The 13,432-nt window shown below is 66.7% G+C and carries 12 protein-coding genes, 1 pseudogene and 1 riboswitch; of the genes and pseudogenes, 5 read left to right on the top strand and 8 right to left on the bottom strand.

Translation table 11 applies throughout. The features are described from left to right. Nucleotides 1–63 precede the first annotated feature (63 nt). Nucleotides 64–128, top strand: a riboswitch (S-adenosyl-L-homocysteine riboswitch). 77 nt (nucleotides 129–205) lie between these two features. Both ahcY and metF read left to right on the top strand, forming a co-directional pair. Further along, the gene (gene ahcY / locus U5817_RS02505; RefSeq protein WP_407279608.1) at nucleotides 206–1,618 is read left to right on the top strand and encodes an adenosylhomocysteinase; all 1,413 of its coding nucleotides are present in this window, start codon (nucleotides 206–208) and stop codon (nucleotides 1,616–1,618) included. Nucleotides 1,619–1,630: 12 nt separating this feature from the next. Then, nucleotides 1,631–2,464 carry a methylenetetrahydrofolate reductase [NAD(P)H] gene (gene metF / locus U5817_RS02500; RefSeq protein ID WP_169129519.1) on the top strand — a complete coding sequence of 278 codons (834 nt, stop codon included), beginning with the start codon at nucleotides 1,631–1,633 and terminating at the stop codon, nucleotides 2,462–2,464. A gap of 105 nt (nucleotides 2,465–2,569) precedes the next feature. On the opposite strand, the gene U5817_RS02495 is transcribed toward metF, so the two are convergent. Then, nucleotides 2,570–2,881 carry a CZB domain-containing protein gene (locus U5817_RS02495; protein WP_246262313.1) on the bottom strand — a complete coding sequence of 104 codons (312 nt, stop codon included), beginning with the start codon at nucleotides 2,879–2,881 and terminating at the stop codon, nucleotides 2,570–2,572. 108 nt (nucleotides 2,882–2,989) lie between these two features. Next, nucleotides 2,990–3,541: pseudogene (locus U5817_RS02490) on the bottom strand (methyl-accepting chemotaxis protein); the annotation flags it as partial. Between the two features lie 467 nt (nucleotides 3,542–4,008). Between U5817_RS02490 and U5817_RS02485 the strand changes: the two are divergent. Further along, nucleotides 4,009–4,611, top strand: coding sequence for a DUF1326 domain-containing protein (locus tag U5817_RS02485; protein WP_169129522.1), 603 nt, complete (start codon nucleotides 4,009–4,011; stop codon nucleotides 4,609–4,611). A 29-nt stretch (nucleotides 4,612–4,640) separates the two neighbouring features. Continuing rightward, complete coding sequence (locus tag U5817_RS02480) at nucleotides 4,641–5,438, top strand: DUF2182 domain-containing protein (protein WP_407279607.1); 798 nt, start codon at nucleotides 4,641–4,643, stop codon at nucleotides 5,436–5,438. 15 nt (nucleotides 5,439–5,453) lie between these two features. On the opposite strand, the gene U5817_RS02475 is transcribed toward U5817_RS02480, so the two are convergent. From U5817_RS02475 to U5817_RS02460, 4 genes are all read right to left on the bottom strand, one after another. Then, a complete protein-coding gene (locus tag U5817_RS02475) occupies nucleotides 5,454–5,750 on the bottom strand; it encodes a hypothetical protein (protein ID WP_407279606.1) in 297 nt (98 codons plus the stop codon). Nucleotides 5,751–5,821: 71 nt separating this feature from the next. Further along, entirely contained in the window at nucleotides 5,822–6,712 is an 891-nt protein-coding gene (locus U5817_RS02470; protein WP_407279605.1) for a DMT family transporter, read from the bottom strand. A gap of 18 nt (nucleotides 6,713–6,730) precedes the next feature. Beyond that, a complete protein-coding gene (locus U5817_RS02465) occupies nucleotides 6,731–8,269 on the bottom strand; it encodes a helicase HerA-like C-terminal domain-containing protein (protein WP_407279604.1) in 1,539 nt (512 codons plus the stop codon). 64 nt (nucleotides 8,270–8,333) lie between these two features. After that, nucleotides 8,334–8,969, bottom strand: a complete 636-nt coding sequence (locus U5817_RS02460) for a hypothetical protein (RefSeq protein ID WP_407279603.1) — start codon at nucleotides 8,967–8,969, stop codon at nucleotides 8,334–8,336. A gap of 181 nt (nucleotides 8,970–9,150) precedes the next feature. Between U5817_RS02460 and U5817_RS02455 the strand changes: the two genes are divergently transcribed. Next, complete coding sequence (locus U5817_RS02455; RefSeq protein ID WP_407279601.1) at nucleotides 9,151–9,879, top strand: YebC/PmpR family DNA-binding transcriptional regulator; 729 nt, start codon at nucleotides 9,151–9,153, stop codon at nucleotides 9,877–9,879. A gap of 90 nt (nucleotides 9,880–9,969) precedes the next feature. On the opposite strand, the gene U5817_RS02450 is transcribed toward U5817_RS02455, so the two are convergent. Together U5817_RS02450 and U5817_RS02445 are read right to left on the bottom strand one after the other, a co-directional pair. Next, nucleotides 9,970–11,982 carry a cytochrome C gene (locus tag U5817_RS02450; protein ID WP_407279600.1) on the bottom strand — a complete coding sequence of 671 codons (2,013 nt, stop codon included), beginning with the start codon at nucleotides 11,980–11,982 and terminating at the stop codon, nucleotides 9,970–9,972. A 97-nt stretch (nucleotides 11,983–12,079) separates the two neighbouring features. Next, entirely contained in the window at nucleotides 12,080–13,381 is a 1,302-nt protein-coding gene (locus U5817_RS02445; RefSeq protein WP_407279599.1) for an ethylbenzene dehydrogenase-related protein, read from the bottom strand. Nucleotides 13,382–13,432 lie beyond the last annotated feature (51 nt).

Raw genomic sequence — 13,432 nt, 5'->3', positions numbered from 1 at the left:
CGCTGCGGCGAGCAGGATCCCTGCGTATTGCAGGGCCGGTCGGCACATGGGCTATAATCCGCCCTTGCCGAGGAGCGCTGCGAGACGTTCGTCCCAGGCTCGGCTATCCGGAACTGCGCTCACCTTAACCCGTGCCGGGCACGGGGTGACGAGGTGAGTCTGCACCCTTCCCACCCCCTCCCGGCCACACGTTCAAGGAGTTCACATGAACACTGTGGCTGAAAACTTCACCGACTACGTCGTCGCCGACCTTTCGCTCGCCGGCTGGGGCCGCAAGGAAATCCGCATCGCGGAAACCGAGATGCCCGGCCTGATGGCGATCCGCGAGGAGTTCGCCGCTGCGCAGCCGCTCAAGGGGGCGCGCATCACCGGCTCGCTGCACATGACGATCCAGACTGCGGTGCTGATCGAGACGCTGACCGCGCTCGGTGCCGAGGTGCGCTGGGCCTCGTGCAACATCTTCTCGACCCAGGACCACGCCGCCGCCGCGATCGCTGCCGAAGGCATCCCCGTCTTCGCGGTTAAGGGCGAGTCGCTCGCCGACTACTGGGACTACACGCACCGCATCTTCGAGTGGGCCGACGGCGGTTATTCCAACATGATCCTCGACGACGGCGGCGACGCGACGCTGCTGCTGCACCTGGGCGCACGCGCCGAGAAGGACATGGCGGTGCTGGCGAAGCCGGGTTCCGAGGAGGAGACCATCCTCTTCGCCGCCATCAAGGCCAAGCTCGCGCAGGACCCGATGTGGTACTCGACCCGCCTCGCGCAGGTGAAGGGCGTCACCGAGGAAACGACGACCGGCGTGCATCGCCTGTACCAGATGCACGAGCGCGGCGAACTGAAATTCCCGGCGATCAACGTGAACGACTCGGTCACCAAGTCCAAGTTCGACAACTTGTACGGCTGCCGCGAGTCGCTGGTGGACGGCATCAAGCGCGCGACCGACGTGATGGTCGCGGGCAAGATCGCGGTGGTCGCGGGCTACGGCGACGTCGGCAAGGGCTCGGCGCAGGCGCTGCGTGCGCTCTCCGCCCAGGTGTGGGTCACCGAGATCGACCCGATCTGCGCGCTGCAGGCGGCGATGGAAGGCTACCGCGTGGTGACGATGGACTACGCCGCCGAGCACGCCGACATCTTCGTCACCGCCACCGGCAACTACCACGTGATCACCCACGACCACATGGCGAAGATGAAGGACCAGGCCATCGTGTGCAACATCGGCCATTTCGACAACGAGATCGACGTGGCGTCGATCGAGAAGTACCAGTGGGAAGAGATCAAGCCGCAGGTCGACCATGTGATCTTCCCGGACGGGAAACGCATCATCCTGCTGGCGAAGGGCCGCCTGGTGAACCTCGGCTGCGCGACCGGCCACCCGTCCTACGTGATGAGTTCCTCGTTCGCCAACCAGACGATCGCGCAGATCGAGCTCTACACGCGCACGGCGGACTATCCGGTCGGCGTCTACACGCTGCCCAAGCACCTCGACGAGAAGGTCGCGCGCCTGCAGCTGAAGAAGCTCAACGCACAGCTCACCGAGCTCACCGACGCACAGGCCGCCTATATCGGCGTGCCCAAGCAGGGTCCGTACAAGTCGACCCACTACCGCTACTGATCGGAGCGCGCCATGGCGAAAACCGAAATTTCGATCGAGTTCTTCCCTCCGCAGACGCCCGACGGTGACGAGAAGCTGCGCGCGACGCGCGACAAGCTCGCGCACCTGAAGCCCGCCTTCTTCTCGGTGACCTACGGTGCCGGGGGATCGACGCGCGAGCGCACCTTCGCCGCGGTCAAGGAGATCGCCGCGAAGGGCTTCGAGGCCGCACCGCACCTGTCGTGCATCGGCTCGACCCGCGCCGGCATCCGCGAAATCCTCTCCGACTACGCCGCGGCCGGCATCCGGCGCATCGTCGCGCTGCGCGGCGACCTGCCTTCCGGCGTCGGCGATCCGGGCGAATTCCGCTATGCGAACGAGCTGGTGGAGTTCATCCGCGCCGAAACCGGCGACCGCTTCCGCATCGAGGTCGCGGCCTACCCGGAATGGCACCCGCAGGCGAGAAGCCCGCAGGACGACCTGCAGGCCTTCAAGCGCAAGGTCGAGGCCGGCGCAAACTCGGCGATCACGCAGTACTTCTACAACGCCGAAGCCTATCTGCACTACGTCGATGCGGTGCGTGCGATGGGTCTGGACACGCCCATCGTGCCCGGGATCATGCCGATCGTGAGCTTCTACAAGCTCGCGCGCTTCTCCGACGCCTGCGGTGCCGAGATCCCGCGCTGGATGCGGCGCAAGTTCGAGTCCTACGGCGACGACACCGAGTCCATCCGCGCCTTCGGGCTCGACGTGGTGACCGCGCTGTGCGAGCGCCTGCTGGCGAACGGCGCCCCGGGGCTGCACTTCTACAGCATGAACCAGGCCAGCCTCACGACGGCCATCTGCGAGCGCCTCAAGCTCGTCTGAGCGAGCACGGTGGCCAGCCCTGTGGGAGCGGCTTCAGCCGCGAACGGACGCTGATTCGCGGCTGAAGCCGCTCCCACGGCGAGGCACCGACTGCAGCGGCCGGCCTCAGCTTGCCGCTGCACTCACGCCGTTCGCAATGTCCTGCAGGCAGTCCAGCACTTCCATGCTCGCGGCCTCCATCGCCGCGATGTCCTGCAACCCCGACTGGCTATCGCCCGAAAGCAGACGCTCGAGACCGCGCCGACCGCTCTCATGCACGCGCGCGTGCGGGGCTTCCAGCCTCCGGTACGCCGGCAGGGACGCGAAGCGCTTGCCCGGCCCCTCGTAATACCACTGGCCGAGCCGGCACTTGTGGTGGCTGGAGAACTCCTCCGGACGCTTCGCGGAATTGCCCGACGCGGCCTTGTACACTTCCATCTTGAAGATCAGGTGGTCGAGCTTGGCCAGTTCGACGAAGCTGCGCACCGCCGCGCCCTCCATCATGTCCCCCATTTCACGCGACAGGCCGAACAGCTCGGTCATGCTGCCGCGCGCGCTGCGCCCGTCTTCGGCGGCTTCGGACGCCTTGCCGGCGAGCGTCTGGATCATCGCCTGCGTCTGCCCGGTCTCGCCCTGGATCGCGCCGACCAGTTCGGAGATCTCGTTCGTCGCCGCCGCGGTGCGCTCCGCTAGCTTGCGCACCTCGTCGGCCACGACCGCGAAGCCGCGGCCCTGCTCGCCCGCGCGGGCGGCCTCGATGGCCGCGTTCAGGGCGAGCAGGTTGGTCTGATCGGCGATCTCGCGGATCAGGCGCACGATCCCGTCGATCTGGCTCGCCCGCTGGTTGAGCTGATGCACGGAGTCGACCGTGCCGCGGGTTTCCTCTGCGAGGCCGTCCAGGCTCGCCGAGATGCGCTCGATGGCCGCCGCGCTGTCGCTCGCAGACTGCGTCGCGCGCTGGGCGACATCATGCTGCTGCTTCAAGCCGTCGGCGAGCTGGCTGAACGTACCCTGCACCGACACCAGCGATTCGCCGTAGCTCTTCAGGTTGCCGAACAGCGCGTCCAGCGTTCCGGTGCGCTGCGCACCGGCCTCCATCTCGCCGCGTTGCCGCGCGAGCTCTTCCTCCAGCCGGTTCGAACGCGCCCGCTCGCGCTCCAGCGCCTCCTTGCTCGCGGCAAGCTCCTGCCTCAGCGCCGCAAGCTCCGCCCCTCTGCCAAACCATCCCATGTCCTTCCCCCTTGACTTCATCCATCCGCAAGCCGGAGCCGTGCCGGCTCCGGAAAAATCCCTTCAACCAGGTTATCGGCAGAAAAGCTATGCCATTTAGTCTAATCGGATTTTCTTATGTAGATCCGGCTTGGCACGCACGCAGCCCCCCGGGACAGAAGGGAAGGACGGCGATCATTGACGAGGCTCCGACTACGACTATATATGTAGAGTGAGACGCAATCTCACCCACCCCGACAGGGCGGTATCCGCATCCTCCGCCGACCGCCTCCCCGGTCGCTACGGCCGCCTGCACACGACCGCCCCCTGGCCAACCCGACTACAAGGAGAACATCATGGCCTACCGGATCGAAGGACGACTGCTGGAAGTGTGCACCTGCAAGGCGATCTGCCCGTGCTGGATCGGTGACGACCCCGACGGCGGCACCTGCGATGGCACGCTCGCCTGGCACATCGACAAGGGCGAGGTCGGCGGCACCGACGTGTCGGGCCTCACCTTCGGCATGCTGGCACACATCCCCGGCAACGTTCTGAAGGGCAACTGGCGCGCTCTCGCCTTCGTGGATGAACGCGCGAGCCCGGCACAGGAAGAGGCCCTGCTCTCGGTATTCACCGGCAAACTCGGCGGGCCGGTCGCGGATCTCGCACAACTGGTCGGCGAAGTGGTCGGGGTGGAACGCGTCGGGATCGAGTTCGACGTCAAGGAAGGCTCGGGGCGCCTGCGCATCGGCAATGTCGTCGCCGCCGACCTCGAATGCGCACGCGGACCCGGCGAGCGCCCGACGGTGATGAGCGACACGATCTTCTCGACGATTCCCGGCTCGCCGGCCTACATCGGCCGCGCACCGCTCTATCGTGCACAGTCGGAACCGCTCGGCATCAAGGTCGACCTGAGCGGCTACAACTCGGTGCAAGGCGCCTTCTGCTTCCAGGCCTGACCCCCGTAACCGCCCGATTTTCCGAGTCCATGGCCGCGGCGCAAGCTCCGCTGCGCGCGATCTCCCGGCGCGACACCTTCACCGTCGCGCTGGGAGCGCTTGTGCTCGCCGCGTGGGCGGCCCTGTGGCTGTGGGAGCGCTCGCCCTACGGACGCTACCTCAACCATGCCGAACTCGGCGGCCTCGCGCATGCCGCGACGGCCGATGCGGTGCTGGCGCAGTCGGCCCTGTACGTCGGCGGCTGGCTGTTGATGACGATCGCGATGATGCTGCCGACGACGCTGCCGCTGCTCGACGCCTTCCGCCGCATGACCGCGTTGCGCGACGACCGCCGCCGGTTGCTCGCCCTGGTGATCGCGAGCTACCTCGGCGTATGGCTCGCGGCGGGCGCCGCGATGCATCTGTTCGATTTCGGCCTGCACGAAGCCTTCGAACACTTCGCCTGGCTGCAGGCCAATGCATGGGTATTCGGCGCCGCGCCGCTGTTGCTGGCCGGCGCCTTCCAGTTCTCGGACCTCAAGCACCGTTGCCTCGAGCGTTGTCGTGCGCCGGTCGGCTTCGTCATCCAACACTGGCGCGGCGGCAGCCCCGCGCTCCAGTCGCTGGCGATCGGCGCACACCACGGCCTCTTTTGCGTCGGCTGCTGCTGGGCGCTGATGCTGCTGATGTTCGCCGTCGGCACCGGCAGCATCGGCTGGATGCTTGCGCTCGGCGCCGTGATGGCGATCGAGAAGAACCTGAGCTGGGGACGCCGCCTCAGCGCGCCGCTGGGCATCGCGCTGCTGCTGTGGGGCGGCGCGATCGCGCTGCCGCCGCTGCTTGCCTGACCCGCGAGCGGTCGCTCATCCCATGCCGTGACGGCGCATCCAGGCGTGGAAGTCGCGCTTCGCCACCGCACCGCGCAGGCGCCCCAGATGGAGCACGAGGTTCTCGACCATCGTGTGCGCCGCGATCGCGGCCATGACCTCCAGCCGGTCCTCGGCGCTCATGCCGTGCTCGGCGAGCCTGTGGTCGATGTCGCAGAAATGGCGCGCCATCAGGCTGCGCGCCTCCTGCTCGCCGATGGCGAGATCGCCGAAATCGATATGATCCTCGGCTTCGATCTCGGCGATCAGTGACTCGACGGATTGGGGCGTCATGACGGAACCTCGCATCGAACGGTGACATCGCGTTGGACAGCCGCGGCGCGCCGCGAGTTGCGACACCGCCGTCAGCGCCGCGCCATCACCAGCACGCCGGCGATCACCAGCGCCGTCCCGGCGAGCTGGGACAGGCCCAGCACCTCGTCGAGCAGCAGCCAGCCGAGGAGGATCGTCACGACGGGGCCCAGCGTCCCCATCAGCGACACCGGCCCGGCACCGAGGCGGCGGATCGCCTCCGACACGAGCCACACCGGCGCCACCGTCGACATCAACGCCATCGCCACGCCCAGCGCATACACCTGCCACGGCTGATCGAGTGCGGAGACGGGCCGCAGCACGAGGAACTGTACGATGCACAACACGCTCGCGACGCTGGTCGCGAAAGCGGTGACGCGCATCGCGCCAAGCCGGCCGACGACCTGGCCGTTGCCCATCAGGTACAGCGCGTAGGACAGCGCGCTCACGAACACCAGCGTGCCGCCGACCACCACATCCCGCGCATCGCCGGCGACGTGCAGGTCGTGGCCCACCGCCAGCCCGATGCCGCAGTAGCACAGCGCCAGCGCCGCCAGCGTGCGCCGGCCGATCGGCTTCGCCAGGAACAGCGCCGACAGGACGATCACCAGCGTCGGATACAGGAACAGGATCAGGCGCTCGAGCGCGGCGCTGATGTAACGCAAGCCGAGGAAGTCGAGATAGCTCGACAGGTAGTAGCCGGAAAATCCCAGCGCGGCCATCCACAGCCAGTCGCGCCCGTCCATGCGGTGCGTGGCGCGCGCGTCGGCGACCAGCCCCATCACGACGAAGAAGGGTAGCGAGAAGCCCATGCGCAGCGCGAGCAGGGTCTCCGCGTCCACGCCGTAGCGGTACGCGAGCTTGACGAAGATCGCCTTGAACGAGAATCCGATCGCACCGAGCGTCGCGAACAGCAGCCCGGCACGATTCGAGGCGAGGCTCATCCGGTCAGCGTCGAGGCCTCATCGGCGGCGTCCGCCCAACAGCGAGCCCAGCAGACCGCGCACGATCTCGCGCCCGACCGAGCTGCCGATCGTGCGCACGACGGTCTTCGCGGCGATCTCGACCAGCCCCTCGCGCTTGCCGCCGCGCGGCCCGGTCGAGCCGAACAGGATGTCGCCCATGCCGCCCAGCGCGCCGCCGCTCATCATGCCGCCGCCCTCCTGCGCCCCGGCAGGCGCCTGACCCGCGGGCGCTCCGGCGGACGCGCCCCCCGCGCCGGCACTCGCCTGTGCGCGCAGCATCTCGTAGGCGGATTCGCGGTCGAGGAGCTTCTCGTAATGGCCGTACAGCACCGAGCCCTCGATCGCGGCGCGGCGCTCGTCCGCCGTCATCGGGCCAAGGCGCGACACGGGCGCGATCACGAAGGCACGTTCGACCACCTCGGGGCGGCCCTTGTCGTCGAGGAAGGACACCAATGCCTCGCCCACGCCCAACTCCGTGATCGCGGCCGCCGCGTCGAAGGCCGGGTTCGCGCGCATCGTCTCGGCGGCCGTCTTCACCGCCTTCTGGTCGCGCGGCGTGAACGCGCGCAGCGCGTGCTGCACGCGGTTGCCGAGCTGGCCGAGCACCGTCTCGGGCACGTCCAGCGGGTTCTGCGTCACGAAATACACGCCCACGCCCTTCGAGCGGATCAGGCGCACGACCTGTTCGACCTTCTCGACCAGCGCCTTGGGCGCGTCGTTGAACAGCAGGTGCGCTTCGTCGAAGAAGAACACCAGCTTGGGCTTGTCCATGTCGCCGACTTCGGGCAACTGCTCGAACAGCTCCGCCAGCATCCACAGCAGGAAGGTCGAATACAGCTTGGGCGAGTGGTAGAGCTTTTCCGCGGCGAGGATGTTGATCACGCCGCGCCCCTCGCCGTCGGTCTGGATCAGGTCGGCGAGGTCCAGCATCGGCTCGCCGAAGAAGCTGTCGCCGCCTTCCTGCTCGAGCGCGAGCAGGCCGCGCTGGATCGCGCCGATCGAGGCGGCCGAGACGTTGCCGTACTCCGTCGTGAACGACTTCGCGTTGTCGCCCACGTACTGGATCATCGCCCGCAGGTCCTTGAGGTCCAGCAGCAACATGCCGTTGTCGTCGGCGATCTTGAACACCAGCTGCAGCACCCCGGCCTGCGTGTCGTTGAGGTTCAGCAGGCGGGCGATGAGGAGCGGCCCCATGTCGGAGATCGTCGCGCGCACGGGGTGGCCGAGATCGCCGAACACATCCCAGAACACCACCGGGTTGGCACGCGGCGTGTAGTCGGTGATGCCCAGGGCGGCGAGGCGCTGCATGAGCTTGTCGGACGCGACGCCGGCCGCCCCGGCCCCCGACAGGTCGCCCTTCACGTCGGCCATGAACACCGGCACGCCGATGGACGAGAAGGCCTCGGCCATCTTCTGCAGCGTCACGGTCTTGCCGGTTCCGGTCGCACCGGTGATCAGGCCATGGCGATTGGCGAGGCGGGGCAGCAGGGTGATGTCCTTGTGGGCGTTCTTTGCGATGAGCAGCGGTTCGGCCATTTCGGGATGCCTCTCTTGTTCGTTTGTAGCGGACTCAGTGTAGCAGCGGCGCGAGGGGCGTCCGTCACGGCGGCGAGCGGAAATCGCACAGGCTCACGCAGCGGTCGTAGGCGTCCTCGCACGCGACGTTGTGCGGCGCGCAGGCCCATAGCCGCGCCCCACAACCGCGGACGCAGGCATTCCATTCGGGCTTGGCCCGCGCCGGTCGCGTGAGCAGGTGCTCCACCGCGCTCTGCGCCGCACAGCTGCGTAGCGCGAACGTCCGCGGCGGCCCCGGCACGCGCTCCCACTCCTCGGCAGAAAACTGCAGCTCGCGTTCGAGCGCGTCGATGCGTGCCTCCTCTATCAACCCCGAGCGCAGCAGCGACTCGAGACCGTGGCAGTCTGCGCGCCGCGCGTCGCCCTCGGTGCGTTTGCCGTCGAGCGGCAGACCGAGGTTGTGGCGGGCACACTCGTGCGCGAACAGGAACAGGCGCGACTCGGGCGTCAGGCGCGGCAGGAGCGCCTCGTTGTAGCGGATCGCTGGCGCGGCGCCGGAAAGACTCGCGACCACCTGATCGAGCGCGGGATCGCTCACGGCGGCCACCGCGCGGCCGGCGGCATCGGTGCAGCCGTGGTAGCTCGTGTGTTCCTGGGCAAACGCCCCTCCCCCCGCGCACAGCTGCGCGATTACCGCGCCCAGCATGAGCTTCCGCCGCATCGTCCCTCCCGTTCCCGCCAAGCCGGCCTTCCGGCAAGGGCAGTGGAAAAATAATGACAGGAATCTACCAGAGGCGGCCGGCTTCGGCACGGATCGCTGCCGTGAAGATGGGTGCGGCACGCGGGTATAATGCGCGCGGTTCAGTTCATTCAACGCCACCCGGCAGGATTCGAGGTTTTTTATGGCTGGTCATTCCAAATGGGCCAACATCCAGCACCGCAAGGGCCGTCAGGACGCGAAGCGGGGCAAGGTCTTCACCAAGCTGATCAAGGAAATCACCGTCGCCGCGCGCATGGGCGGGGGCGACCCGAACTTCAACCCGCGCCTGCGCCTCGCCGTCGATAACGCGAAGACGCAGAACATGCCGGGCGAGAACATCGACCGCGCGATCAAGCGCGGCACCGGCGAACTCGAGGGCGTGAGCTACGAGGAAGTGCGCTATGAAGGCTACGGCATCGCCGGCGCCGCGGTGATGGTCGACTGCCTCACCGACAACAAGACGCGCACCGTCGCCGACGTACGCCACGCCTTCTCCAAGTACGGCGGCAACATGGGCACCGACGGCTGCGTGGCGTTCCAGTTCAAGCACTGCGGCCAGCTGATGTTCGCCCCGGGCACGAGCGAGGATGCGCTGATGGAAGCCGCGCTGGAAGCCGGCGCCGAGGACGTCATCCCCAACGATGACGGCTCGATCGAAGTCGTCACGGCCCCGTACGAGTTCTCCGCCGTGAAGGAAGCGCTCGAGAAGGCCGGCTTCAAGGCCGAGTTCGGTGAAGTCACGATGAAGCCGCTGAACGAGACCGAACTCGAAGGCGACGAAGCGGTGCGCATGCAGAAGCTGCTCGACGCGCTCGATTCGCTCGACGACGTGCAGAACGTGTACACCTCGGCGGTGATCGACGAGGAATAAGCCCCTCACCTTGCTTCGCGCGCGACGTGGAGCACCCAAAGAAACAGGGCCGGATATCCGGCCCTGTTTGCTTTCAGGCTGCCAGCAGCGTTAGTGCGAGCCGAAGAAGCCGATCGCGACCAGGGTCAGCAGCGTCAGGCCGGCCACGATCAAAGTGAAGCCGAGGATCTTCGAGCCCAGCGCCATCGGGCGTGAGGGCGCATCCACGATGTACTTCTCCAGTTCCCCGCTCTTCTGCAGGCGCTCGTACTCGAGCGCGTGCTCGCGGCGGTACTCCTCGACCGACATCGAACCCGTGAACATCACGACCTCCAGGGGGAACTTGTCCGGGCGGAAGTGGTTGTTGAAGGAATGCACGGTGAACAGGAATACCACCGCCAGGAAGGCTTCCTCGCTGTGGAAGATCGCCGCGACGTTGAACACCCAGCCCGGCAGGAAGGTGGCCGTGATCGTCGAGGCCCACATCAGCAGTCCGCTCACGCCGATGATGGTCACCCCCCAGAACGGCGCCCAGTAGTCGAACTTCTCCCAGTAGGTCCAGCGGTCGAACACGGGGCGCTCGCCCTTGCCGAAGAACCACTTCAGCATCGCGATGAAGTCCTTGCCGTCCTGCAAACCCGGAACCAGCGAGGTGGGGCCGAAGATGCGGAATTCCTTCCAGTTGCGTGCGAGCTTCAGCGCGACGTAGCCGAGGTGCCAGAAGAACACGGCCGCGAAGATCACCGCATTGACGCGGTGGATCAGCCCCGCGACCTGTGGCCCGCCCAGCGCCTTCATCAACGGTGCGGCCCAGGGGGCGTCCGGATAGAACAGTGGGATGCCTGTAAGCGTCAGGATCATCAGGCTCAGCGCGAACGTGAGGTGAGCAATGCGCCAGGTCGCGGAGAAGCGACGGAAGTGCTTGCCCGCGTGCTTGTCGCCCTGGAGGCCCGGTGCGTCGGCGCGCATGTGCGGGGGCACCTTGCCCTGCTGGCGGTCACGCAGTTCGCGCCAGAACCACAGCAGCGTGTGCAGCCAGAAGAAGCCGAAGGTGCCGAGCAGCAACTGGATCATCAACTGGTTGGCGAGCCACATCTGCGGGTAGCGCTCGAAATCGCCCGTGTGGCCGTGCGGCTGGAAGCTGGCGAATCCGGGCGGCGCCTCAGGCAGATCCTTCTTGCCGTTGTGGCATTCCTTGCAAGTCTTCATCCGGTTGTCCGGATGCACCTTGGAGTCCGGGTTCTTCACCGCCAGCACGTCGTGGCTGCCGTGGCAGTCGAAGCACTTGGCCGTGTAGGCGTAGCCCAGCGTGGTGATCTGGCCGTGGTAGGTCGCCTTGTAGGACTTGAAGTTTTCCTCGTGGCAGTTGCCGCACTCGGCCGTCACCGCGAGCTTGAACGGCGCGAGCGAGGTGTTGCCGACCGCATGGGCGCTATGGCAATCGCTGCACACGGCGGCCTTCGCGTCCTTCTTCTGGAAGATCGCCTCGCCGTGGATCGATTCGGTGAAGGTCTCGAGCGATTCCTCGTGGCAGCTCTTGCCGCAGGTTTCGGGCACGCCCAGGCGCCACTCCGCGTACTGAGGCGAATCCTTGGGCGGGACATTGAAACTATGGCTACTGTGACATTCGTCACAGCTTGCGTTCGGCCGCGTGGGATCGTCGGCGTTCTTGCGCGCGTGGAACGACTCCTTGTACGCGGCGATGTTCTCGGCGACCACGCCGAGGCGCGGCCTGTCCTTCGCGGTCCCGTCCTGCCTGGCGCGCTCCCACAGCTCTTCGTGACAGGACGCGCAGTCCTTGGCCTTCAACGCCGGATCCTTCTTGTGCGTATCGTCCGGTTCGGCGTTGTCGGTGATTTCGGTGTGGCACGCGACGCAATCCATCTTCGCATGCACGCCCTTGGCGAACGCATCGGGCGGAATGGAATGCAGTTCGCGCGACTCGCCGTCGGTGCCGGGCACCTCGATGGCATCCTTGCTGCCGTCGTGGCAGCTCAGACACTTCACATTCTCCAGTCCGGCAGGAGCCGCCGCGGCTGGCCCGGCGACGGCAATACACAGGGATGCCAGCAGGGCGGCGGCGGCAGCGCGCAAGTCGACGATTCTCAGGCTCGGGCTCTTCATCGGCAGGTGTCCATGAAAACGCCGCGGCGAGCGCGGCGCAATCCGTTGCGACCGGCCGACGCCCCCAAACGGCGGAGCATCGACCCTCGGTGCTGCATTACGGCAACTTCACCGCCTTGATGTCGGCCTTGGCCCCGAATCCGATCGTCTTCACGAACGAAACCTGGTGACCGCGCGTGGTGATGTTGTCATCATGCACAGCGAAACCGACATTGTATACACCTCCCGCCTTCAGGGTCTTGTCGTCGTCGTTCGTGAGCCCCAGCGGACGGATCATGACGACCGTCCATACCCCGTCCTTCCAGCTCGCGATCGCCTTGTTGTCGGCGGCCGAGCCCTTGGCGTCCTCACGGCTGACGACGTAGTCGGGGATCATGTCGCCTTCCTTCCAGCCCGCGTTCGGGTCGAAGGGCACCGCGTTCTTCTCGCGGATCAGGTGGTGCTCCCCCTGGCGCAGTTGGTCGACGGTGATCGACTTGTAGCCGACCTTGCTCGCGTCCCACATGAACTTCGGCTGGTGCGTCTTGGCGTCGGCGTTGCTGCCGAACATGTCCTTGCCGGCGTCGCTGTTGCGGAACTCGAGCACGTAGCCGTCGTCGGTCATGCCGACGGGGTTGCTGCGATGGGCGCGCCACTGGATGAGGTCGACGAAGCCACCGGCGGCCTTGAGCTTCGCAATCTCCTCGACGCTCTTGCCGGTCTTCCAGTCGGACGGGTCGGTGCGCGTGTCGGGCAGGTACTTGCGCACGTCGCGCTTCTTGATCGCCTGCAGCAGCGCGTTGTTGGCCACCTCGTCCTTGGTGAACTGCTTGCCCATGTCGCGCTGGCCGTCATGGCAGGTGAGCCAGCAGCCCTGGTTCGCGAAGCCGGGCACCTTGCCGTCGTCGATCATGATCGACATGCGGTCCTCGTAGATCCCCATCTCGGCGCCGTCCTGAACGGGCTTGTCGAGCTTGGGATAGCCGAAGACCTTCCACTCCTTGCCGTCGAAACGCAGGTACTGGTGTTCGTTACCCGGGTAGGCGTTGTCCGTGTGCCACTGGAAGCGCAGATAGGCGTTCTTGCTGTCATAGGCCGCCTGCACCTTGAGCGCCTTGTAGCCGGACTTGCCCTTTACCGGGCGCGGCTCGAGCCGGCCGCCCTTGACGATTTCCTCGCCGATGTCCTTTTCGGCGTCCTCCTCGTCGTGGCACGAGGTACAGGAATCGCCGCGCTTGACCTCCTTCACCGCCCCCTCGTGCGCCTCGGTGCGCAGCCATTCGTAGGACGACTGCCCCGGGAAGAACAGCGGCACGGTCACCGCGGGGATCTTGCCCCAGTTGATCTTCGCCGGATCGGCGGCCTGCGCCGCACCGATGCCTAGAACCGCCAGACTGACCAGCAATGCCGACTTCTTCATTTGAGTTCCCCTGCTTGTTTAGAGTTATGAACACCCGACGGATCGGGTTTG

The organism is Aromatoleum evansii, assembly GCF_045689615.1.
Lineage (GTDB): Bacteria > Pseudomonadota > Gammaproteobacteria > Burkholderiales > Rhodocyclaceae > Aromatoleum > Aromatoleum evansii.
The sequence above is the reverse complement of the archived record's forward strand: the minus strand, read 5'-3'. Positions and strand labels throughout refer to the sequence as shown.